Annotated in this window: 22 protein-coding genes; 13 read left to right on the top strand and 9 right to left on the bottom strand. The window is 49.2% G+C overall.

Translation table 11 applies throughout. From position 1 onward, the window contains the following. Positions 1–174: 174 nt before the first annotated feature. Positions 175–1,071, bottom strand: coding sequence for a rhodanese-related sulfurtransferase (locus tag AWQ24_RS07575; RefSeq protein WP_065710699.1), 897 nt, complete (start codon positions 1,069–1,071; stop codon positions 175–177). 131 nt (positions 1,072–1,202) lie between these two features. Between AWQ24_RS07575 and AWQ24_RS07570 the strand changes: the two genes are divergently transcribed. Next, positions 1,203–2,432, top strand: coding sequence for a CCA tRNA nucleotidyltransferase (locus AWQ24_RS07570; protein WP_065716440.1), 1,230 nt, complete (start codon positions 1,203–1,205; stop codon positions 2,430–2,432). An 82-nt stretch (positions 2,433–2,514) separates the two neighbouring features. Here AWQ24_RS07570 and cysC read toward each other — a convergent pair whose 3' ends face one another. Beyond that, the gene (gene cysC / locus AWQ24_RS07565; protein WP_012307108.1) at positions 2,515–3,048 is read right to left on the bottom strand and encodes an adenylyl-sulfate kinase; all 534 of its coding nucleotides are present in this window, start codon (positions 3,046–3,048) and stop codon (positions 2,515–2,517) included. A 76-nt stretch (positions 3,049–3,124) separates the two neighbouring features. Between cysC and AWQ24_RS07560 the strand changes: the two genes are divergently transcribed. The 5 genes from AWQ24_RS07560 (at position 3,125) to AWQ24_RS07535 (ending at position 7,344) form a co-directional block, all read left to right on the top strand. Further along, complete coding sequence (locus AWQ24_RS07560; protein ID WP_065716439.1) at positions 3,125–3,361, top strand: hypothetical protein; 237 nt, start codon at positions 3,125–3,127, stop codon at positions 3,359–3,361. Positions 3,362–3,391: 30 nt separating this feature from the next. Next, the gene (locus tag AWQ24_RS07555; RefSeq protein ID WP_065716438.1) at positions 3,392–4,372 is read left to right on the top strand and encodes a hypothetical protein; all 981 of its coding nucleotides are present in this window, start codon (positions 3,392–3,394) and stop codon (positions 4,370–4,372) included. 42 nt (positions 4,373–4,414) lie between these two features. Next, on the top strand, positions 4,415–5,878 hold the full coding sequence (locus AWQ24_RS07550; RefSeq protein ID WP_065717332.1) for a phosphoglucomutase/phosphomannomutase family protein: 1,464 nt from the start codon (positions 4,415–4,417) through the stop codon (positions 5,876–5,878). A gap of 84 nt (positions 5,879–5,962) precedes the next feature. Next, positions 5,963–6,496, top strand: coding sequence for a hypothetical protein (locus tag AWQ24_RS07545; protein WP_065716437.1), 534 nt, complete (start codon positions 5,963–5,965; stop codon positions 6,494–6,496). A 485-nt stretch (positions 6,497–6,981) separates the two neighbouring features. After that, positions 6,982–7,344, top strand: a complete 363-nt coding sequence (locus AWQ24_RS07535) for a hypothetical protein (RefSeq protein ID WP_030007142.1) — start codon at positions 6,982–6,984, stop codon at positions 7,342–7,344. A 164-nt stretch (positions 7,345–7,508) separates the two neighbouring features. Here AWQ24_RS07535 and AWQ24_RS07530 read toward each other — a convergent pair whose 3' ends face one another. Continuing rightward, the gene (locus AWQ24_RS07530; RefSeq protein ID WP_152550995.1) at positions 7,509–7,859 is read right to left on the bottom strand and encodes a hypothetical protein; all 351 of its coding nucleotides are present in this window, start codon (positions 7,857–7,859) and stop codon (positions 7,509–7,511) included. Positions 7,860–8,165: 306 nt separating this feature from the next. Between AWQ24_RS07530 and AWQ24_RS07525 the strand changes: the two genes are divergently transcribed. The 3 genes from AWQ24_RS07525 (at position 8,166) to AWQ24_RS07515 (ending at position 10,753) form a co-directional block, all read left to right on the top strand. After that, positions 8,166–8,639, top strand: coding sequence for a cupin domain-containing protein (locus tag AWQ24_RS07525; protein ID WP_083993571.1), 474 nt, complete (start codon positions 8,166–8,168; stop codon positions 8,637–8,639). A gap of 67 nt (positions 8,640–8,706) precedes the next feature. Further along, the gene (locus tag AWQ24_RS07520) at positions 8,707–9,846 is read left to right on the top strand and encodes a hypothetical protein (RefSeq protein ID WP_232318786.1); all 1,140 of its coding nucleotides are present in this window, start codon (positions 8,707–8,709) and stop codon (positions 9,844–9,846) included. Further along, the gene (locus AWQ24_RS07515) at positions 9,836–10,753 is read left to right on the top strand and encodes an oxidoreductase (RefSeq protein WP_065716433.1); all 918 of its coding nucleotides are present in this window, start codon (positions 9,836–9,838) and stop codon (positions 10,751–10,753) included. The genes AWQ24_RS07520 and AWQ24_RS07515 overlap by 11 nt, the downstream gene beginning before the upstream one ends. 9 nt (positions 10,754–10,762) lie before the next feature. On the opposite strand, the gene AWQ24_RS07510 is transcribed toward AWQ24_RS07515, so the two are convergent. Continuing rightward, entirely contained in the window at positions 10,763–12,220 is a 1,458-nt protein-coding gene (locus AWQ24_RS07510) for a PPC domain-containing protein (RefSeq protein WP_065716432.1), read from the bottom strand. A 465-nt stretch (positions 12,221–12,685) separates the two neighbouring features. Between AWQ24_RS07510 and AWQ24_RS07505 the strand changes: the two genes are divergently transcribed. The 3 genes from AWQ24_RS07505 to AWQ24_RS07495 are packed head-to-tail and all read left to right on the top strand — an operon-like array spanning position 12,686 to position 17,170. Then, a complete protein-coding gene (locus tag AWQ24_RS07505; protein WP_065716431.1) occupies positions 12,686–14,068 on the top strand; it encodes an efflux RND transporter periplasmic adaptor subunit in 1,383 nt (460 codons plus the stop codon). A 13-nt stretch (positions 14,069–14,081) separates the two neighbouring features. After that, a complete protein-coding gene (locus AWQ24_RS07500; protein WP_065716430.1) occupies positions 14,082–14,798 on the top strand; it encodes an ABC transporter ATP-binding protein in 717 nt (238 codons plus the stop codon). Positions 14,799–14,800: 2 nt separating this feature from the next. Beyond that, positions 14,801–17,170: an ABC transporter permease gene (locus AWQ24_RS07495; RefSeq protein WP_065716429.1), complete on the top strand. Its 2,370-nt coding sequence runs from the start codon at positions 14,801–14,803 to the stop codon at positions 17,168–17,170. Between the two features lie 8 nt (positions 17,171–17,178). Here AWQ24_RS07495 and AWQ24_RS07490 read toward each other — a convergent pair whose 3' ends face one another. Together AWQ24_RS07490 and AWQ24_RS07485 are read right to left on the bottom strand one after the other, a co-directional pair. Then, positions 17,179–18,360, bottom strand: a complete 1,182-nt coding sequence (locus tag AWQ24_RS07490; RefSeq protein ID WP_065716428.1) for a DUF1176 domain-containing protein — start codon at positions 18,358–18,360, stop codon at positions 17,179–17,181. A 63-nt stretch (positions 18,361–18,423) separates the two neighbouring features. Further along, positions 18,424–19,326: a hypothetical protein gene (locus AWQ24_RS07485; RefSeq protein ID WP_157096838.1), complete on the bottom strand. Its 903-nt coding sequence runs from the start codon at positions 19,324–19,326 to the stop codon at positions 18,424–18,426. Between the two features lie 559 nt (positions 19,327–19,885). Between AWQ24_RS07485 and AWQ24_RS07480 the strand changes: the two genes are divergently transcribed. Further along, positions 19,886–20,185, top strand: coding sequence for a hypothetical protein (locus AWQ24_RS07480; protein ID WP_030007153.1), 300 nt, complete (start codon positions 19,886–19,888; stop codon positions 20,183–20,185). 150 nt (positions 20,186–20,335) lie between these two features. Here AWQ24_RS07480 and AWQ24_RS07475 read toward each other — a convergent pair whose 3' ends face one another. From AWQ24_RS07475 to AWQ24_RS07465, 3 genes are read right to left on the bottom strand one after another with little or no spacing between them, the layout of a single operon-like run. Continuing rightward, the gene (locus AWQ24_RS07475) at positions 20,336–20,548 is read right to left on the bottom strand and encodes a hypothetical protein (RefSeq protein ID WP_065716426.1); all 213 of its coding nucleotides are present in this window, start codon (positions 20,546–20,548) and stop codon (positions 20,336–20,338) included. A 27-nt stretch (positions 20,549–20,575) separates the two neighbouring features. Then, positions 20,576–20,773, bottom strand: coding sequence for a hypothetical protein (locus AWQ24_RS07470; protein WP_012307091.1), 198 nt, complete (start codon positions 20,771–20,773; stop codon positions 20,576–20,578). Between the two features lie 48 nt (positions 20,774–20,821). After that, positions 20,822–21,031 carry a chlorophyll a/b-binding protein gene (locus AWQ24_RS07465; protein ID WP_012307090.1) on the bottom strand — a complete coding sequence of 70 codons (210 nt, stop codon included), beginning with the start codon at positions 21,029–21,031 and terminating at the stop codon, positions 20,822–20,824. Between the last annotated feature and the right edge of the window lie 156 nt (positions 21,032–21,187).

The raw sequence follows: 21,187 nt of genomic DNA, 5'->3' as shown, positions 1-21,187 counted from the left end.
GTAAGGGTGATTTAGTAAATGGTGCGGTTGACTAGGGGCGATCGCCAAAGATTCGATCCTTTGGGAATTACCAAAAATCAACGCGGCAATGTCGTTACGTCATGAATGCTGGCAAAGAATTAGCCCCATTGTAGTCGAGAAGTTCCCCAATTCTGCTGTGGATTCCCTGACGATCTAACTGGCTTGGCAGGCTTTCATCTGTTGCCGTTGTTGCCATTTTGCCTCAAAGCGCGATCGCCGTTCCGGGGTCAGAGCTTCAATACAGTAGGGACAAGACACGCCAATCTCATAATCCACCGACGTTTTATCCTCAGCATCAATGGGATGGCCACAGGCATAGCACAGTTCATAGTGACCCGTTTCTAAGCCATGTTTGACCGTGACCCGCTCATCAAACACAAAGCATTCCCCTTCCCAGAGGCTTTCTTCGACGGGGATTTCTTCGAGATATTTTAAAATGCCGCCCTTGAGATGGTAAACTTCCTGAAACCCTTGGTTTAAAAGGTAGGAAGTTGCCTTTTCACAACGAATCCCCCCTGTGCAAAACATCGCCACCTTCGCATTTTTCTGGGGGTCTAGATTTTCGGCGACATAATCGGGAAATTCGCGGAAGGATTTGGTATTGGGGTTAATGGCCCCTTTAAACGTACCGATGCCCACTTCATAATCATTGCGGGTATCCACGAGGGTCACATCGGGATTTTGGATCAAGTCATTCCAATCCTTGGGGTCAATGTAGGTGCCGACGGTATTGTTTGGATCAACGTTCGGCTGGCCTAGGGTGACAATTTCTTGTTTGAGTTTGACCTTGAGACGTTTAAAGGGCTGCTTGGGGGCCGTCGAAACTTTGTAGGTGAGATCTGCGAGGCGAGGATCTTGATGCAGAAAGTTCACCATGGCATCGAGGGCTGTTTGGGTCCCTGCAATGGTGGCATTGATGCCTTCGTGGGCCAACAGAATAGTGCCAATGATGTTTTGTTCGTCGGCAAAGTTAAAAATAGGTTGTTGCCGTTCTTTGTAGTCAGGAAAGTCGAAAAATTTATAAAAGGTGATGACAACAAAGTCTTTCATTTGGTCGGTGCCCTCAAACAGCAGACCCTATTTTAGCCTGTGTTTTTGCGCTTTTGAATTTCCCCACCCATAATCGGAGGGGGAATGATATTCTCATTAATCGTGCTTATTCTAATCGGGTTTCGTCATTGATGGTTTTGGACTCTCCCAAGGAGCGTTTAGCTGAATTTTTACGCCTTTTGCCATTTTCTGTGGCGGAATTGCCAGCGGAGGCTTGCTTGGTGGGCGGTGCCGTGCGGGATGCCCTCTTGCAGCGCCAGAGTGATTATATTGATTTTGATTTCGTCGTCCCCAAAAAGGCAGTGGAAACGGCCCGTGCCATTGCAAAAAAATATCAAGCGGGTTTTGTGGTGCTCGATGAGATGCGTCAAATTGCCCGGGTGGTCTTCCGGCAGGGAACGTTGGATTTTGCCCAACAGGAAGGGGACAGCCTAGAGCGGGATCTGCGACGGCGGGATTATTGCGTAAATGCGATCGCCTACCATATCCGTTCTGATTGCTTAGTCGATCCCCTCAATGGCCTCGCTGATTTGGAAAATAAGGTGTTGCGGATGGTGACGCCGGAAAATTTGGCCGATGATCCCCTGCGGTTATTGCGGGCCTATCGTCAGGCGGCGCAGTTGGGCTTTACCTTAGATGCGGCCACCAGGGCACAAATTCGCGAGTTGGCCCCTTTGATTAAAAATATTGCAGCCGAACGAATTCAGCATGAGTTGAACTATTTGTTGCACCACCCACAAGGCGATCGCTGGTTAGAGTTAGCCTTTCAGGATGGCTTGTTGGCCCATTGGTTGCCCGCAGCGGATCAAACGAGCTTAGACCGCATGCAACGGTTAACGGCCATTGGTCAAGAATTCGCCGCAGTCTACCCCGAATTTGCCACGGAGACAGCCTGGCTCGCCCTGGGGAAATTGGCCTGTTTGGTGGGCAGCGATCCAGAAAAAGCCCAACAGGCGATCGCCCGCTTGAAATATCCCCGGTACGAACTACGCACCGTCAGCACCGTCATCGAAATGCTCCCCCAACTGTTAGCCAGCCAAGCACAACCCCTGAGCCTGCGGGAACAATACTTTTTCTTCCAAACGGTTAAGGGCGCTTTTCCGATCCTCGCCCTGGTTGCCCGGAGTTTTGGCCTTAGTGCCGCCCCGTTAGCGCCATTACTGCAACGGTATTTCACCGCCCATGATCCCGTCGCCCATCCGGTTTCGCTTTTATCAGGGAAGGATCTCATCCGTGAGTTGCACCTTTCCCCCAGTCCCCAAATTGGCCATCTACTCACCGAAATCCAAGTGGCCCATGTCGAAGGAAAAATTCACACCAAAGCCGAAGCGATCGAGTGGGGGCGATCGCAACTGCACTAGCCACAAAACACAAAAAAATGCAGCCAAGCATCATTCTGGACTGCACCTTTAGATTATGAAATTTTGGGACTTCAACAAAAATTTAGGGGGTGATGTAGCCCAGTTCGGTGAGCTTCTTCATCACTTTTTCGATGCTTTCTTCGAGTTCTTCGAGGTCAGTGCGGCACTCCACTTCAGGATTCGTGGGAGCTTCATAGGGATCATCAATCCCGGTAAAACCTTTAATTTCACCTGCTCTTGCCCGTTGATAAAGACCTTTAACGTCCCGCCGTTCACATTCTTCGAGGGGGGCATTGACGAAAATCTCGACGAAATCACCAATTCGTTGCCGCACTTCTTCGCGAATTTCCCGGTAAGGAGAAATAGCAGAAACAAAGACAATCACGCCGTTGCGGGTGAGCAGATGGGAAACAAAGCCAATCCGACGAATATTTTCATCGCGGTCTTCTTTGCTAAAGCCTAGGCCCTTGGTGAGATTTGTCCGGACAATGTCGCCATCCAGGATTTCTAACTTACAGCCAGCCGCTTTTAAACGTTCCGCTAGGGCATGGCTAATGGTGGTTTTCCCTGCACCACTCAGACCGGTGAACCAAACTGTGACGCCACGATGCTCCATGTGACTTTTTTCCCTCAGAAACAAAACATAAACAGTTTAATGGGAGAAGGGTTTTTTTGAAATTTATCTCCTCACTGTGGCGCGTTCTGAACCAGATCAGCCGCTTTTTTCGGGATTGTCTTTTGTTGCCGCCGACGGCCTACAGCTACTAATTGTGAAAAAAAGCAAGCTTGGGGTTGCGTCCTGGCCAAAGGGCATTAGGATTGTAGAGATATTTCCACATCTTGAGCATGTGGCACTCATCTCGACGCTGCACCATGGGCTGATCGCTAATTTCGGCACGGTTAGGTGGCGAGATCCTGATTACAATTAAAAGCAATTTTTCTGCCCCCCTCTTGGTGATATGAACGAACTGCGCACAACTTCCTTGGATTCCCTAGAATCTGATTCTTGGTCTGCTGAAGCAGAGGCTAACCGTCTCATGGATGATGTGTTTGCGGATATCGATCAGCTCTTAGGCGATCGCCAACCGCCCCAATCTTTTAGGCGATCGCCAGAGCCAGAAATCAGACCGATGCAATCGGTATTAGTCACCCAGGGAGACCTTATGGGGCCGCCTCCTGAAGAACCCCCCTTTCCACCAGAAGAGATCGACGCAGAATTGGTGGTCAAACGGGGCTGGGGCTATTATACAGAGCGACTTCTATTTATCTGCTCCTGTGCTTCTTTAGTGGGCGGTATTCTGTGGTTAGCGGCGAATGATCAGTTAAAAATGCCGCAATTTCTCAGTCGTTCTACCCCTGCTGCGACGGAGACAGTCCCCCCAGAAAACCCAGAGCCGGGAACAGAATTTGCCAACTATATTCAGCGAGCGCTCGACAATATTGACCGCCAAGCGGATACAGAAGCACCAGCATCAGAGGCAAATTCCGGGCCACAGGTCATTGAACGCATTTATATTCCGGTCTATCCACCGAATGCGGGCACCAATGGCAGCGCAAATTTATCCCAGGGTCTAGCCTTATTGCCGCCGCCCCCCAGTGTGGAACCCCCCGTGGCGATCGCCCCCCCACCACCACCCAAACAAAATTCAGCCCCCCTGGCCATTGTGCCGCCCCCTGCACCCCGCGCCGCGACTCCGACCGTTAATGATGTGCCAGCTCCCCCCGCAGCGCCAAAGACGATGTATAGCCTCGTGGGGGTTTTAGAAGCGGGCGATCGCTCCGAAGCTTTGTTTAAAATCAACGGCACTACCCAGCGGTTCCGCCTTGGGGAAGAATTGGGTAGTTGGAAACTGATTGGTGCCCAGAGCAACCAAGTCATCCTGGAACGGGCGGGTCAAACGCGTACTATTTATGTTGGTCAAGACTTCCCCAGCAATTAAACTGCTAAAGGACGTTTTTAAGTTTTTGAGGCAGAGATTGTGTTGGCGTTTGGGAATCAACAGCCGATTCGGTTCGGCACAGACGGTTGGCGTGGCATTATTGCGGCGGATTTTACCTTTGAACGGGTGCAACGGGTGGCGATCGCCACAGCCCATGTTTTAAAAGAAAATTTCGCAGACCAAGCCATTGATAACACGATAATCGTCGGCTACGACCGGCGGTTTCTCGCAGATGAATTTGCCCTTGCTGCCGCCGAAGCGATCCAGGGGGAAGGATTTCCCGTACTTCTAGCCAATAGTTTTGCGCCAACCCCAGCCCTGAGCTATGCCGCCCACCACCACAAGGCTCTGGGGGCGATCGCTTTAACGGCGAGCCATAATCCAGCGGGTTATTTAGGATTAAAAGTGAAAGGGGCTTTTGGCGGCTCGGTTTCTGAGGAAATTACGGCTCAGATTGAAGCGCGACTGGAGGCGGGCAACAAACCCCAAGCTTTAACAACGGGCAGTTTAGATTATTTCGATCCCTGGCAGGACTACTGCGCCGGACTACAGCAACTGGTTGATTTAGAAAAAATTCGCCAGGCGATCGCCGCTGGTCGTCTCCAGGTCTTTGCCGATGTAATGTATGGCGCAGCGGCAGGCGGTTTGACACAGTTACTCAATGCGGCGATCCAAGAAATCCATTGTGAACCAGATCCTTTGTTTGGCGGCCGCCCACCAGAGCCTTTAGAAAAACATTTGTCTCAACTGCAACGCACCATTCGCGCCGCCCATAATCAAGATTCAGAGGCAATTCAGGTGGGATTTGTCTTTGATGGTGATGGCGATCGCATTGCTGCTGTGGCTGGGGATGGTGAGTTTTTCAGTTCCCAAAAGCTAATCCCGATTTTGCTGGCCCATTTGTCTCAAAATCGCCAATATCAAGGGGAAGTGGTAAAAACCGTCAGCGGCTCTGATTTAATCCCCCGTTTGAGCGAATACTACGGTTTGCCAGTCTTTGAAACACCCATCGGCTACAAATACATTGCCGAACGAATGCAACAGACCCAGGTGCTTCTTGGTGGCGAAGAATCCGGCGGCATTGGCTACGGCCACCACATTCCCGAACGGGATGCGCTGCTGGCGGCATTGTATCTCCTAGAGGCGATCGCCATTTTTGATCAAGACCTCGGCAAGATTTACCAGAGTCTTCAAAGCAAAGCTAATTTTTATGGCACCTACGACCGCATTGATTTACATTTGCGGGACTTTTCCAGTCGCGATCGCCTTTTAAAGATCCTCGCGACAAATCCCCCCAAGGCGATCGCCAACCGTGACGTAATTCACTGCGACCCCAAAGATGGCTATAAATTCCGCCTTGCTGATCAAAGTTGGTTACTGATTCGCTTTAGCGGCACCGAGCCTGTACTGCGGTTATATAGTGAAGCGGCCAATCCTAAAGCCGTACAAGAAATCCTGACCTGGGCGAAAACCTGGGCTGAGGCTGCCGACCAAGCCGAAGGTTAGACTAAACAGACAGGGAAGATGAAATATTTTTCCCTGCTCTGCCTGGGTTCACTGCCGAGCTAACGCCTTTGCACTACTGAAAATATGATGTTCAATCGCTCCCTCGCCATTTATTTCACATTAATTTGCGGCAGTTTCGGGATCTGCTCCACGAAGGCGATCGCCCAACCCCAGTGCAACGCCCCCTTAACAGAAATTGTGCCCCAACTCCTGGAAGATCTACCCAGCTATGGTAATCGGGTCATTCAACGGGCGCGTAATTTAGACCGTACTGAAGATAGTTTTAGTTATATTGTCATCGCCAGTCCAGGAAATTTAACTCCTCTGCCCCTCAAAAATCGTCAATATACGCCGACGGTTCCCGACACCACAGAGCAGATTTTTTTCACCACCTTAGAAACCCAATACAACAACAGTCAAAAAATCAGCTTTGAAAACTACTATTGGTTGTTTCTAACCCCTACGAAAAATGGCTGGGCGATCGCCAATGTCGTTTCTAGCCTTGCCAATCCTGATCCTAGCCAACCAGCTAACCCTCCCCGTGATGCGTCCCGAGGTTCCGTGGGCCAAGCTGTTAAACTTTGGCTCCGCGATTTCCATGCGACCTGTTCTACCTAGGACTCTTTCTAAGGCGATCGCCACGTTTCTCAATGACGACGATTATCTCCACAAGAGGTTAGATCATCATTCTTAAAGTCAAAAAACCGCTTATTTTATATAGCTATAAAGTATTTTATTTATATATCTAAAGATGCTATGGCTCAGATATCTAACCAAAACTTTATTCAAGACTTATTAATTCAACAAAAAATTACTTTTTTTTAATATTGGATTCTCTTTTTTTGAAATTTAGCCTGTAAAATGAATGTATGCAAAGGCCAGTCCCTTGGTACAGTTAAAAAATTAATATTTCGTTTTTGGGGATCTCACTTAATCTTTGATCTAATCTGTATTCTGAAGTTAAGTGAAAGAAAAAACGAAGGTAGCTTGTTACGTCCATACTTTGCTGCGTCTCCAAAATTAATTGACTTGATTACTCTTTATGCAATGCATTTTTTTAAGATGCAGCTTATTAGTTTGAGTACAAATAAAGGAGAATTGACATGAATAAAATGTTCTTATTTGTCGGCGCTAGTATTTTTGTTCTTTTGGGAAATATGGCACAAGCTAACGAGATGTCACGGACAAAAGAGGCAAAGGGGAAACTCCTGTATATGCAGCCTGCTGGTTATGTTTGTGTAAACAATCCCAGTCCACAATGTGCTTTCCCCATGGAAGCTCTGACAATGGGTATGGGAGGGCAAATGCATGCCTTAGACAGGGAACAAGCCGCAGAACAACATGGGCCAGGCAAGCATCGTCATTTGTCTGAAAATCATCTTTGTTTGAATAATCCAAATCCTGAGTGTGCTAATCCTGTTCAGAGTGCAGATACCCGACAAAATATTCCGCCTCGGCTTAGATAGAGTTCGGTCATCTAGGTAATAAAAAAGCGCCGTCCCTTGAGGGCGGTTTTTTATGGTTGATATATGTCTTTGAAATGGTGGATTGCCCTCTAAAAAACAGACTATCCACGCATGATGAGAAGGTGGATAGTTGAGTTAAAAAATCTTCAGAAACGTCCTATTGATTATGGTGTAAAGTGCCAGTTTTCAAAGGTTTGGGGTCGTGAATTGGGGGGAGTCGGTTCTGGTTTTGGATCACCCAAGGAGGAATCTACTTCGTGAACTGTTGCGGGGACTGGTTGCGGGTCACCACCAGGATTGGCAATGCCGCCATGATCCTCACAAAGGGCTGGCCCCACGGTGCCGAGGCCACTGGAGCTGCCTGCATAGCTGTGGAGTGTGCCGTCTGCGCATTCAATGGCCCAGATATCTCTCCCATCTTTGTTATAGAGATGATAAGCGTTCCAGGCTAAAACGGACTGTGGCATTAAGGACAAGGCCATTGCCGGAATCATTAGGAAAGTGAGTGTTTTCATCAGAGGCTACCTCTTTTTATTCAGTTGTAAAACAGTCAATACTGGGGATTAGTTGCGGCGTATTAATCCCGATGCAGTATGACCCAGTGACAAGTGGCTTCAAGGGAGCCGTCAAGTGAAAAGAACTGCTTGGTGATATTTGGTGTGGGTCTGTTTCGATCATAACCGACAGGAAAAGCACTAATGGGGCGTCTGTTTCTGGGCGCTTTGCAACTCAACTTTAAATTGTTGTTTCAGTTTGCTACTGGGAAAAGTTTTTTCTTCTATCCTTTGGCCATAAGTCCTAATGCTTGGGAAAAAAATTCGATGGCGACAATTCGTGGAAAAGCTTGTGCCGGTTTTGCCTTGGCGATCGCCAGTGTGCTCACCCAGCAAGCTCTAGTCAAAGCCCATCCCCCTGAACATTTCTCCCATCCATCTGAGATTGCCCAACAAAGCACTGGTATAGATTTACCACCGGGGCCAAATACAATGTTACGGGCGCCGGTGAGCATGGCAGAAAACCTCGAAGTGATTATCTCAGACGTGATTATTCCGCCGGGGAGAAGCTTGCCCCTCCATTACCATCCCGGTGAAGAATTTATCTATCTGCTCGAAGGCTCTGTGATTCATATCGAAACCGGAAAACCCAACCAAATTCTTGTAGCAGGCGATACCTATGTGATCCCGCCCTATGCCCAGCACGCTCCCCAAGGAGGCCCAGAAGGTGGGCGAGCTATTGTTTTTCGGGTGCATGTAAAAGGAGAGCCAGAGCGTATCCTAGTAGAAAATGAAGAATAAGTTCTCCATCCAGGGGCAAAAATAGCTTGAGATAATGAAATTATTGAATCGATTCATTGGGGGTCTGATGCTAGTCTGGCTTGCCCAGGGGACTAAAGCCGCAGCCTTTATGACCCACTTAATTCCCGGCCACGAATACCTCACCCTTTTTGCCCTTGAACAATTGCAAACAAGCCCCGATCCCCTGACGCGCAACTTCTATGGCACCCCCGTCGGCTCCATTGATCGTCAAGCCCATCCTTTATTTAATGGCAATACCCTGGTGGATTTTCCGGGGCTAGATCGTCCCTTTGCCGAGCAGTTGATGCAGATCTTAGTCGGGCCAGAAGATTGGGAAGTTCTATCTGAAGCGGAACGGGATGAATTATTAGCGGGCATGATTCGCCACGATGACAATCGCTCCCAAATTACAAACTTCACGCGCAATTATCTGGGGAACGCCCAAGAAGAATCCGTCAGTGCCCATGAATCCTGTGGGTTATCCCATAATTTCATCAAAGACACCATTATCCATGGCGTTATTTCCATGGCCGGGCCATTGTCCCCACAGCCAGACTCCGACAGTTTTGACCAGCGACATCGAAAAATGACGGGCCTTAAATTTATTGGGGCTGCCCTCCATACCTTGCAAGACTCTTTCTCGAAGGCCCACACCCAAAGGCACCCGGACACATGGCTCATTGAAGATATTTGCAGTTATCGCTTTGCTTACTTCGGCCGCAATGAGGCTTCTGGCTATTCGGTGGGCTGTGTCCATACCCATTTTCCCTTTGAGGAAGATTTTGGTGGGGGGTCGTTATTAATCGACGATCAGGTGTGGGATCGCGGTCAAGCGGGCTGTGAAATAGGAGCAGACGGTCAATTGATCAAAAGTTTTGCCTGCCTCAAAGATGAGACCAAGATGGCGGTCGTGGTCACGCGGGATTTGCTGGCATTATTAGTGCCTTTTTTAAACCATGCTCTCTGGCACCAAGAGGTTTTGCAGACTGATCTAGAAACGACTTTGACGGATTTTTTGCAGACTTATCACCCAGATCCAGCGTTAAGAGCAGCCGATCAAGGGATTATGAGCTGCGATCGCCTGGTGGATTTTTCACCCCACACCCGTTTCGATGCCCACCCCCCAGAAATTCAACCCGTTACAATCGACTTTGAACCAGTGCCGTTCCAGCAAAATTTAATGGAGATATTTTTGAATGACCTTTAAGCTCGATAGCCTGCCTTCACAACAAGGCAAAAAAGCCATCGTTACCGGCGCAAATACAGGGCTTGGCTTTGAAACAGCCATCGGTTTGGCAAAAACAGGCTGTCATGTGACTTTGGCCTGTCGGGACATGGACAAAGCAGCGGCGGCCGCAACTGAGATCCGTCAGCAGATCCCCGACGCTAACGTGGAGACAATGGCGCTAGATCTGAGTCAATTAGCCTCTGTTAAAGAATTTGCTACAGCCTACCGTCAACGGCATCAAACTTTAAATCTCCTCATCAACAATGCGGGCATTATGTTCCCTCCCTATAGCCAAACGGTAGATGGTTTTGAAAGTCAGTTTTGTGTGAATTATTTAGGCCATTTTCTCTTAACGGCGCTCTTAATTGATCTGATGCCCGACACCGCAGAATCACGGGTTGTTTCGCTCAGTAGCAACGCCCATAAATTCGGCAAAATCAATTTTCAAGATCTACAGTCCGAGCAAGACTATTCGGCAACAGCGGCCTATGGCCAGAGCAAGTTGGCTTGTTTACTATTTGCGGTGGAGTTGCAACGGCGACTAGCAGCAAAAAATAAAAACATTCTCTCGGTGGCGGCTCACCCAGGCATCGCCCCCACGGAACTTGGCCGCTACATTCCGGCATTTTTAGCGGGCCTGATCCGTTCGATTTTTGTGCCTTTCTTCGCAAATTCCGTCGAACAAGGCGCATTACCCACCCTGATGGCCGCCCTCGAACCCACGGCAACCGGAGGCGACTATTTTGGCCCCCAGGGCTTTGGGGAGATGTCCGGCACACCAGGACGCGTTGAGAAATCAGACCAAGCCAAGGACGAGGCGATCGCCAAACAATTATGGGAGACTTCTGAAACGCTGATCAACTGTCCATTGACGATCCCAGACTAACGACGATGGTCAATTCCGTGGGTCATGTTCGCATAAAATGCGGTCTAGTCCTTCCAATTGGCTGCAATCTATCGGGTTACTCCCAGCATTCCCGGTAGAACCATTGGCACTACCGAGCGAAACGCCTTTGAGCAGAGACATACCCTTAAATCCCGATTGTTGATTATTCGCCCAACTGCTCGGATGACTGTCGCCAATGGTATAGTTGCCTGCTTTTAAGGTGACATTCGGGCGCACAATCCAATAGGCATTGGGCACGCCCCCTTGACCCGGTTGGGTCGTCGCTTGCCAGGGGCCATAGGTTGTGCCGTCCTGATGGGTCAGCCACATTGTTCCAGGAGCTTGACCCCGGGCATCGTTCCAGTGGTAGTTCATGAAATAGGTCAACCGTGCCGCATTCGGTAAAGAAAACTGTGTGGCACTACTTGGACTATTACGAACACCATAAATATTATTGTTATCAAAAAGAGTTACCTCTTGAAGGGCCACTTCTGGGGAGGCTGTTGGTGCTTGGGCAGCGGAATTATTTTGATTGAGACTGAGAAGATAGTCCCCTGTTTCGCCGGCTTCATAGCTATTAACAACGATGGTATATTCCCCCGTATCGGGTAGTTTAATGACTAATGTTTCCTTCTCGCCTTTCCAGTTGTCATCAATTTGTGCGATTGCTTCTCCTTGGGGATCAACCAAAATCAACAATCCATCAAAAGCTTGGGTTTCAAGGGTAATTTGGATCGTATCTCCGGCTTGCCCCGTAAATAGATGCGCATTGTAAAATGTCCCATCATCGAAAACCCGACTATTCCTCGTTAAGGTGCCTCGCCATTGCCTTGAATTTGCACCTGTTTGGGTCTGGCTCGGTGTAGATGACTGGGTGGCGCTGTTATATTTATTTGCTGAAACGATGCAATAGGCGTAGCTGTTGCGGAACGTGTCGGTGTTGCGCACCTGTACCCAACTGGCGGTTCCTTCGACATAGTAGGGCAGCGGGCCTTCGATCATCCGCACTTGGCGCGTTTGGGGGCCAAATTCTAGCAGATAACCCTTGCCCGCCCTGAGATCAAAGGGGCCAGTAACTTCCCAGATCCCATTATTTTGAGTCCAGTTAGGCCGCATTTCTGAGGTGATCATTGAAAAAATGACGTACACAGGCCCAGGGTTTTGGGGGCCATCATTGAGAGCTTCTTGGTAGGGCGTCCATTCTAAAGGCCCCTGAAACGGTAAACCATAGTTCCCACAGGAAAGGGCCACATCACCGCCATCTTCCTGGGACGTATTTTGGGAACCGGACTGACTACAGGGAACTTCCACAAGGCGACAGTTGTACTGGTCACAAACTTGCTCAAAACAGCGATTTTCGAGATTATCGAAGGGGTTGGCTGCGGTGAGGGTCGCCCCTTGGAACATCAGTAGGGCTCCGAGAAAAACAGTCCGACTACTAAAATTAGCAACCTGTTGAATCTTCATTTGTCTTCCCCCTGTGTTGAGAATGGGGACATTGCTTTGAGATTTAGAAAAAGGCTTTTTTAGGAATAGTCAATCTATTTGATCACTGGCTAAATTCGTTGCGACTTTAACAATTGAATTGTTGCTTTTTTTCTAGATCTCTCCTTATTTTCATTGTATCAAAGGAATTTCAGGGCCATAGGTAATGTTTTAGACTTTACTTTAGAGTTTAATTTTTTGGTCAATAAATATTAACTTGTGTTGATAATTTTAAATTAAAACCAATAGGGTTTTGCTAGGGAACAGTAATGATTGTCGTCCTCAGGTTTTGCAAAGAGAATCTGGCTCAGAATCAGGCGATCGCCAAATAATTGACGCAGTATGATTTAGCGAAACATTACTATACCGGGCTGATGTAAGTGGCAATGGCTACCATGGAAGTAGGCTCCCAGACTTATAACCTGACTCCATCGGTTTCATTGCGTCGTGGCCACAAACGCTGTCATATCCTCAAAAGTCTTAGACCTTCAGCTCAAACCATGGCTGTATGGTTTTGGGATCATCGCCGTTGCTGGAATTTGTGTTGTCCTCTTCCGCCCAAAACCGATTCCGGTAGAAGTGGTGACCATTAAACCGGGGCCTTTGCAAGTGATGGTCATTGAGGAAGGACAGACCTACCTTGAGGATCGCTACCTGGTGTCTACCCCCGTTGCAGGTTATGTGCCCCGACTGGATCTTGAAGTTGGTGATCCGGTGAGCCAGGATCAAGTAATCGCCCAGATTGATCCCCTCGAATTTGATAATGATGTGTCGGCAATCTTGGCCCAAATCAACGCCCTCCAAGCCGAAAAAACAGGCGTTGCCACCCTCCGACCAAAGACAGAGAGTTTGACCCAAGCAGAAGCCAAGATCAAGGCGGTTGAAGCGGAAATTGCAGCGGATCAGGCGATCGCCACGGAATTGAAAATTCGTTTAATCCAAGCGCAACAGGAACAACAACGGGGGGAATTTCTCTACCGCAATGGGGCCATCTCGAAACAAGCGCTGGAAACATTGGCACTGAATACCAAGGCGATCGCCCAAAATTCAGAAGTGGCACAACAAAGACTGAACCAAGCCCAGGCGAATCTGCAAGAGGCGATCGCCGCACGGGATGAACTGCGGGCCACCCAACAGGATCCTGATTATTTGCTCGAAGTTTATGATGCCCAAATTCGCAGTTTAGAGGCAGAGCTTGCCAACCGCACCGACCAAGTCCAACGCACCGCGATCAAAGCGCCCATCAGTGGTCAAGTGCTGCGTCTCTACCAAAAAAATTACCAATATCTGGAAGCGGGACAGCCCCTGCTAGAGCTTGGAGATCTACAAAATTTAGCAGTGATGGTGGATGTACTCTCTAGTGAAGCGACCCAGATTCAACCCGGAAATCCCGTCATCATCGACCAATGGGGTGGCGATCGCCCTTTGACAGGCCAAGTGAAACGCCTTGAACCAGCGGCTTTTACCAAAGTGTCGGCCCTCGGCGTCGAAGAACAACGGGTAAATGTGGTGGTTAGCCTCGATGACATTCCCGCCAACCTGGGCGATCAATATCGGGTCGAAACTCAGATCGTGGTTTGGCAAGCCAGAAATGTATTGCAGGTGCCCCTTAGCGCCCTATTTCGCTGCGATGAGCAATGGTGTGTGTTTCTCATGGAAGCGGGACAGGCCCAAGCAGTGGCGGTGGAGATTGGCCACAAAACGGAACAGAATGCCCAGGTCAAAAGCGGTTTAGCTGCCAATGATCAAGTGATCCTTTATCCCTCTGGAGATCTTCAAACTGGGCGTCGAGTACAGCCCCAAGCAGACCGTGCAGCGCCAACAAACTAGGGGGGCAATAATTATGACCGACTCACCCATCGTTCTTTTTTGGATTCAACACCTTTCCAAGACCTATTACATCGGTGATGTGGCCGTACAAGCCCTAAAAAATATCGATTTAGAATTATACGAGGGGGAATTTGTCGTGCTGTTGGGCGCTTCGGGGAGCGGCAAATCAACCTTGCTAAATATTTTGGGGGGTTTAGATATTCCGAGTACGGGCGAAATTTTTTTTCGGGGCAAAAATCTCACCACCGCCAACGAAGCGCAACTCACCCATTACCGCCGCAACCATGTGGGCTTTGTGTTCCAATTTTATAATTTGATCCCAAGTCTGACAGCGTCAGAAAACGTGGCCCTCGTAACGGATCTGGTGGCCCATGCCATGGCTCCCACGGAGGCTTTGACCTTAGTGGGTTTAGAGAATCGCCTCGATCATTTCCCAGCTCAACTATCGGGGGGCGAGCAACAACGGGTCGCGATCGCCCGGGCGATCGCCAAACAACCAGAGGTTTTGCTCTGCGACGAACCGACGGGCGCTTTAGATTTCCAAACCGGGAAACGGGTGCTGCAGGTGCTTGAACAGATTAATCGCGACCTGGGCACCACCGTCGCCGTGATTACCCATAATGCCGGGATTGCAGCCATGGCCGACCGGGTCTTGCGGATGCGTAGTGGGGAAATTGTCGCCATCGAAACGAATGCGATTAAACAATCACCATTGCTTTTGGAGTGGTAGGGATGGTTGCACCGCTGGATCGGAAGTTATGGCGAGACCTACAGGCCCAGTGGGGTCAACTTTTGGCGATCGCCCTCGTGGTGGCCTGTGGCATTGCTTGTTTTGTGATGATGCTCAGTGCTTACCACTCCCTGGTGCTGACCCAAACGGCCTACTATGAACGCTATCGGTTTGGGGAAGTGTTTGCGGAACTGAAGCGCGCGCCCCAAAGCCTACAATCACAAATTGCCGCCATCAACGCAGTTCAGGAAGTACAAACCCGAATTGTCGCTGATATCACCCTCAATGTACCAGGACTCTTAGAACCGGCCACAGCGCGGTTAATTTCCCTGCCTCCTAGACGCGAGGGGATGCTCAATGGTTTGTTTTTACGCAGTCCAGGCACCTTTCCCGATCCTCAACAACCAGAGGAAGTGCTCATCAGTGAGGCCTTTGCGATCGCCAATCAGATCCAAGTGGGCGATCGCCTGGGGGCAATTCTCAATGGTCGCTGGCAAAACCTCCGGGTCACGGGCATTGCCCTCAGCCCTGAATATATCTATGCGGTTTCCGGGGGGAATATTTACCCAGACGACAAACGTTTTGGTATTCTCTGGGCCAACGAAACCGCCTTAAGTCACGCCTTTGGCCTTGATGGTGCTTTTAATAGCGTGGTGCTCACGTTGACCCCTGGGGCTAATGAACGGGCCGTGATTACCCAGTTAGATCATCTCCTCGAAGGCTATGGCGGCTTGGGGGCCTATGGTCGCCGTGATCAGTTTTCCCACCGGATTGTGAGCGATGAAATTCAGAGTTTAGAAGTCTCTGCCACGATCCTACCGACAATCTTTTTGGCGATCGCCGCTTTTTTGCTCCATATTTTAATCTCCCGCCTGATTGCCATCCAAAGGGGACAAATTGCCGTGCTCAAGGCCTTTGGCTATACCAATGTCCAAGTGGGCTGGCATTACCTCAAATTCATGTTGCTGGTTTTTAGTGGTGGTGCTGTTTTGGGGTTATCCTGCGGGCTTTGGCTCGGACAAGGTTTAACCCAACTATACGCAGACTTTTTCCATTTTCCTTTCCTGCGCTATGAAGCCAGTGCCCTGCTTATCATCACCGCCTTGCTTATTAGTGGCGGTGCGGCCTGTATTGGTGGATTGATGGCGGTACGGGAAGCGATTCTCTTACCCCCAGCCGAGGGCATGCGACCCAAACAACCCGTGACATTTCGCGCCACCATGGTCGAAAGATTGGGCTTACAACGGTTTTTTTCGCCAGCCGGACGGATTATTCTCCGCAATCTCGAACGTCGTCCCCTCCGCGCTAGCTTATCGATCCTCGGTATTGCTGTGGCTGTGGCTATTTTACTAACGGGGTTTGGCCTGCAAGGATCCATGACGGCTTTAATGGATATCCAATTCCAAACCGTGCAGCGCGAAGACATGACCTTAACGTTTAATCAACTGTTGCCCTATCGCAGCCGCTATCACCTGCGCCACCTCCCAGGCATTCTCAAGACAGAGGTTTTTCGGTCGGTGCCAGTGCGGTTACGCCACGGCCACTATCAATATCGCCTGGCGATTACCGGCCTCGAACCCCAAGGGGAATTACGACAACTCGTTAACCGTCAACTGCAACCTGTATCTTTACCACCAGCAGGTCTGGTCTTGGGCACAAAGTTGGGGGAAATCCTTCATATTCAACCCGGCGATCGCCTCGGAGTCGAAGTCCTTGAGGGGAAACGCCAACAAACAGAAACCTGGGTGATGGGCTTAGTGGATGAACCGATTGGTCTATCGGCCTACATGAATTTAGCAGCGCTGAATCAAATGCTGGGTGAAGGCCAGGTCATTTCCGGAGCCTATGTTCTCATTGACTCCCAAGTAAAAGAACAACTTTACCAAGCCCTAAAACAATTACCAGCCATTGAAGGAATTGCGTTTCGGGAAGCTCTGTTAGAAAGTTTCCAAGCCATTAGCGGCGAAAGCCTCCAGATTATGACCGGCATTATTGTCCTCTTTGCCTGCATTATCACTTTCAGTGTGGTTTACAATTCAGCGCGCCTTGCCCTGTCCGAAAGAAGCCACGAGTTAGCCACTCTGAGGGTGATGGGATTTACCCAAACCGAAATTGCTTTTATCCTCCTAGGGGAACAAACTCTGCTCACATTCATCGCCATTCCCTTGGGTTTGGGGCTGGGGGTACTGCTGCTCTGGCTGTTGGTGCAAGCTTACAATACGGAGCTTTATCGTCTACCGTTAACCCTAAATTCCGGTATCTATGGGCTGACGGCTTTGATCGTCATTGTCACGTCTCTCATCTCCAATCTGCTCATTTATTCCCAGCTTCAGGCCCTGAATTTAGTGACCGTCTTAAAAATTCAAGAGTAGTCCCTCAATCAATATTGGGTCAGCCAAATGGAGCCGATGGCGGCATGGTCTTCGTATTGGGTGGTCGTTTGATAGCTGTCTTGGCGATCAGGATAAATACCTGCGTAATCGCTTAGGGTCCATTGATTCGAGCGGAAAAAGAGCCAGGATGTTTGGTCAGTGTTGAAAGGGGAGTCGGCAAATTGAATCAATTCTCGACTTTCATTTTCTGTGCTGTAGCTGAGGGTTGCAGGGCCATAGGCGGCGATCGCCTCGGATAGGAGAGTGCCAGGGCCAACTCCTGCCGCGGTACGGTAGCTGGGATTGTCCACCATAATCCGAATAATTTTGTCCTGGTCACCGGGAAGATTGTCACCACTGTCCCCATCAAAGGCCACCACAAACTGGGCTGCGCCATAGAGATTTACTTGCCAGCCGGTGGGCAGATCAACCCCCAAAGGCACGGCTTCCAAGGTGGCCGCTTCGGGAAGTTGGGCTTTGAACTCTCTAAAAGTCATTCCTAGACGGGCAGGCCCGACCCCCTCGGCGGTAATTAGATAATCTGCACTGGGCGATCGCACACCGAGATCTGCACAGCCATTGGGGACACCATCGATCAAACTGGCAGAGATAAGTCGCAGGCTATAGCCATCCCAATAATATTCAGAGTCCTCTAGGCAAGTCCCTGCGCCGTTAAATTTATAGCCATTGCTGAGAACGCTGGTTTTTGGGTCAAAGGTGGGAAAGCCAGCGAGGGCCAAACGGGAATGGGTGATAGTTTCACCGTCAACATAAACAAATTCATAGGCTCCCTGATAAGCCGCCATAAAGCACAGCACACTCACCAAATATTGATCTTCGCCCTGTTGATACACCGCCGCATCATCGAGATTCGCAGCTAAATTATCGTTGTCCAGGCAGAGGCCAAGGCTGGCTTGCTGATCCACCACCCGCTGAAAAATACTGGCTTTTTCCGATCCCGTCACCGTGCGGGCGATCGCCACTGGGATTGGTGGAGTGATCCCTGGCTCTGGGGTAGGAAGACTCGGCTCAGGTTCAGTTGGGGTTTGTTTTAAAACAGCACCAAAGCCCGGTTGGGGCAGCGAGGGCTGAATACTGGCGGTGGTGCGGTTCCCAAAAAACTGATAGGCGGAGATCGCACTGAAAACAAAGGCCGTGGCGGGGAGGGTGTAATAGTAAAATTTTTGCATGGTGGGCAGGGCTCCTGGGTAATCACTTTAAATTTCAGTCAAACATTCCAGCCAACAAAAACGCTAGAGACAGAGTTGTGCTGAATAGGTCTGGGAACCCCGACCCGGTTGACAGCGCCAGGTCACTTGGCGATCGCTGACCGTCCAGGTGCCATTGGCATTTTTATTGAGGGAAATCGTAAACCGTTGCCCCCGCACCGAATCATCCAACAGACCTTCTTGGGTGATCGTCACCGTAGAGCGTTGGGGGTTTTCCACCGTATCGTTTTGTCGGTCGATGCTGACCCGAAAACTCTCTGGAGTGTAACCAAGGCCTTTTGCCGTTGCCAAAGCCACCATGAGCGGATCCTGGGCCGCCCCCTGGTTGTTAGCAAATAGGAGTGGCTCGCTCGCCTGGGCCAATAACGTCGCCTGATCAAATAAATTCACCAAAGACGCCTTGTTCACGCTTTGCACCTCAACGATCCCCGGCACATCCGGCGCTTCGTACCAACCATAGGCCACATCAAACTGGCTTTGAATTTCCGCAAAAACCACATCAATGCCATTAATTGATGCCCGACTGACCTTCGGATTTGGCCCCACGGTGCGCCCCTGGGCAAATTCTTGGAGGGTTAAATTTTGGGGGTTGGGTTGCCGCCGGAGGGTCTGGGGATAAATCGCATCTGTCCCTAGCACGGGCGTTCCTTGGGCAAGGCAACGAATCAAATTAAAATCTCCCGGCCTGAGGATTGAAATGCTGCCATCATTGCGGAGCATCGTCCGAAAATTTCGGGGAATTTCCAGTTGGATACCAAATTGCTCGAACTCAACAATACGGGTTGCATCAACGGCGCTTAAATCATTCGTATTCCGACAAACCCCTTGGCTGGTGGCCGGTGGTAGCTGTCGTGAAATGCCAATTCCCCCAAGGGCGATCGCCCCAGCGATCATTAAACAATTGCCAACTAATTTTTTGTTCATCATCACACCTTTGCCGATAACCTTCTGACTTCAACAGATTTAAAATTCGGAGATTTATTTACACCGACGATCCCAAGCCAAAAAAGTTTTTCTCGTTTACTAATGCTCCCAGCTTAAACAGGATTTTTCTGGCCTCAACGATGGTTACATTTTTTGTGACATAAATTCGAAAGCCACAAGGCAATTGCCTACACAAATCCGAAAGACAAGATTAAGATTTCTTAAGAGCATTTTCTGGCTCATTGAAGACTTCGATGACAAGTTGTTAACCTAAATTTATCGATTTTTTATAAATTTCTCCCCTGCAACTAAACAATTAACCCCTAGAAAAAATGCAGACCTGGCGCACTTCCTGGAGTCATATTTAAAACGAATCAGCCTGACATAAAAATTTGGCTCAGAACAACCAAAAACTTCAATATTTTTTCTATACTTGATTTAGTGTGGAGCGATCTACACAACGCTATCTGACCACGACGTAACAAATTTCAGCAAATAAGCGGACTTTGTTTACCCGGCCTTGATCAACAATTGAAGCGCAGTCGAACAAGAGGAGAAAACAATGAATTTACCCAGCAATAAAGACGAGCTAGTCACCCAACTGCACCAGCAAATTGACGAAGCCTCTCGCAATATCGATGAATTAAAGCTCCAAGCCAATCTTGCGAAGGCGGAAGCGAGATCTGCTTTTGAGGCGAACATTGCCGCCCTCGAATCCCAGAAAGTTAAGTTGCAAGAACAGGTCAATCACCTGAAACACAGTACAGATAATGCCTGGCAAGAACTCGCAGAAGGATGTCAGAAGTCATGGCATGAGTTTCAAAGTGCGGTGCAAAAGGCGATCGCCCAGTTCAAGGCATAACTCTCCATATTCATTGAGAACGCCTTTTAATCTCTCCCATAAAAAAACCCTAAAACCCCATCCCACCGGAGTTTTAGAGTTGATGATCACGATTGCTCGTGTAGAGGAGAATAAAACTTGAACAAACTTGTAGAAAACTTATAGATAACCCTAGAGGGCATTCACGGTGATCGCCCCGATGGTACCCGTCCCGAGCAACCCTAAGATCTTCATCCCTAAGGCCCCAAGACTTGCCCCCTGCTGGGAACGTCGTTTGAGAAAACTGTAGATGTGGGGCGCACCAGCTAGGAAAAAGAGAATCGCAACAATACCCGCATTTTGAGAAGCTGGGGTTTGTTTTTTGGTGATTGGTTGACGGGACATAGTGAGTACCTAAGAATGCAACGGAGTTTAGGCCATGAAACCTAGGCGGTGGCCATTGGATTTCGCGAGGCGAATTAGATTTTGTCGCGTTTTTGCGTCGAGGCCGACGGTGTTGCAAAAGTTGGTGATTGTCTTGCAATGAAGACCAATGACCTTACCACGAGTTTTGTTAAAACGGGCTGTACCCATGACTTTGCGAATCAAGATAACCAGGGAACCAAACATTGCAACTAGCCTCGTAAAACGACAAATAACTGGGAAAAAACTAAAAAATTAGAGTTGGAACAAGAGATTGATCAGGGTATCGCCACCAATCAATTCCGTTGCGATGAGCGCCACAAAACCAATCATTGCCAGGCGGCCATTTAACTTTTCGGCGTAGGCTGTCCAGCCGGCGGTATGTTCTGTATCAACGTAGACTTCAGGCTCGATTGCAAAGCTGTTGAGTTGACCGAATTCGTTGGAAGTATAACCAGTAGCCATTGAGGGAACCTCGTGCTTGCTTACATGAATAAATATAACAAAATGTAAACAAATATTGCAAGTTATTGACGAAAAAATATTTTTCTGGGGTGTGAGCCATCAAAGTCCTATTTGCCCCAAACAGTAGTAACCCCAATCCTTTCAGGGGATCGGGGT

The sequence above is a fragment of the Picosynechococcus sp. PCC 8807 genome, from assembly GCF_001693295.1.
Classification (GTDB): Bacteria; Cyanobacteriota; Cyanobacteriia; order Cyanobacteriales; family MRBY01; genus MRBY01.
This window is presented reverse-complemented; position numbering and strand designations above follow the sequence as displayed.

Bases quoted from the DNA above. Each gene is read 5' to 3' on its own strand.
- AWQ24_RS07510 (WP_065716432.1), bottom strand. From the start codon at position 12,220: ATGAAGATTCAACAGGTTGCTAATTTTAGTAGTCGGACTGTTTTTCTC.
- AWQ24_RS07480 (WP_030007153.1), top strand. From the start codon at position 19,886: ATGAATTTACCCAGCAATAAAGACGAGCTAGTCACCCAACTGCACCAG.
- AWQ24_RS07545 (WP_065716437.1), top strand. From the start codon at position 5,963: ATGATGTTCAATCGCTCCCTCGCCATTTATTTCACATTAATTTGCGGC.
- AWQ24_RS07470 (WP_012307091.1), bottom strand. From the start codon at position 20,773: ATGTTTGGTTCCCTGGTTATCTTGATTCGCAAAGTCATGGGTACAGCC.
- AWQ24_RS07570 (WP_065716440.1), top strand. From the start codon at position 1,203: ATGGTTTTGGACTCTCCCAAGGAGCGTTTAGCTGAATTTTTACGCCTT.
- AWQ24_RS07535 (WP_030007142.1), top strand. From the start codon at position 6,982: ATGAATAAAATGTTCTTATTTGTCGGCGCTAGTATTTTTGTTCTTTTG.
- AWQ24_RS07475 (WP_065716426.1), bottom strand. From the start codon at position 20,548: ATGTCCCGTCAACCAATCACCAAAAAACAAACCCCAGCTTCTCAAAAT.
- AWQ24_RS07555 (WP_065716438.1), top strand. From the start codon at position 3,392: ATGAACGAACTGCGCACAACTTCCTTGGATTCCCTAGAATCTGATTCT.
- AWQ24_RS07500 (WP_065716430.1), top strand. From the start codon at position 14,082: ATGACCGACTCACCCATCGTTCTTTTTTGGATTCAACACCTTTCCAAG.
- cysC (WP_012307108.1), bottom strand. From the start codon at position 3,048: ATGGAGCATCGTGGCGTCACAGTTTGGTTCACCGGTCTGAGTGGTGCA.
- AWQ24_RS07530 (WP_152550995.1), bottom strand. From the start codon at position 7,859: ATGAAAACACTCACTTTCCTAATGATTCCGGCAATGGCCTTGTCCTTA.
- AWQ24_RS07575 (WP_065710699.1), bottom strand. From the start codon at position 1,071: ATGAAAGACTTTGTTGTCATCACCTTTTATAAATTTTTCGACTTTCCT.
- AWQ24_RS07485 (WP_157096838.1), bottom strand. From the start codon at position 19,326: ATGATGAACAAAAAATTAGTTGGCAATTGTTTAATGATCGCTGGGGCG.
- AWQ24_RS07490 (WP_065716428.1), bottom strand. From the start codon at position 18,360: ATGCAAAAATTTTACTATTACACCCTCCCCGCCACGGCCTTTGTTTTC.
- AWQ24_RS07495 (WP_065716429.1), top strand. From the start codon at position 14,801: ATGGTTGCACCGCTGGATCGGAAGTTATGGCGAGACCTACAGGCCCAG.
- AWQ24_RS07515 (WP_065716433.1), top strand. From the start codon at position 9,836: ATGACCTTTAAGCTCGATAGCCTGCCTTCACAACAAGGCAAAAAAGCC.
- AWQ24_RS07465 (WP_012307090.1), bottom strand. From the start codon at position 21,031: ATGGCTACTGGTTATACTTCCAACGAATTCGGTCAACTCAACAGCTTT.
- AWQ24_RS07520 (WP_232318786.1), top strand. From the start codon at position 8,707: ATGCTAGTCTGGCTTGCCCAGGGGACTAAAGCCGCAGCCTTTATGACC.
- AWQ24_RS07525 (WP_083993571.1), top strand. From the start codon at position 8,166: ATGGCGACAATTCGTGGAAAAGCTTGTGCCGGTTTTGCCTTGGCGATC.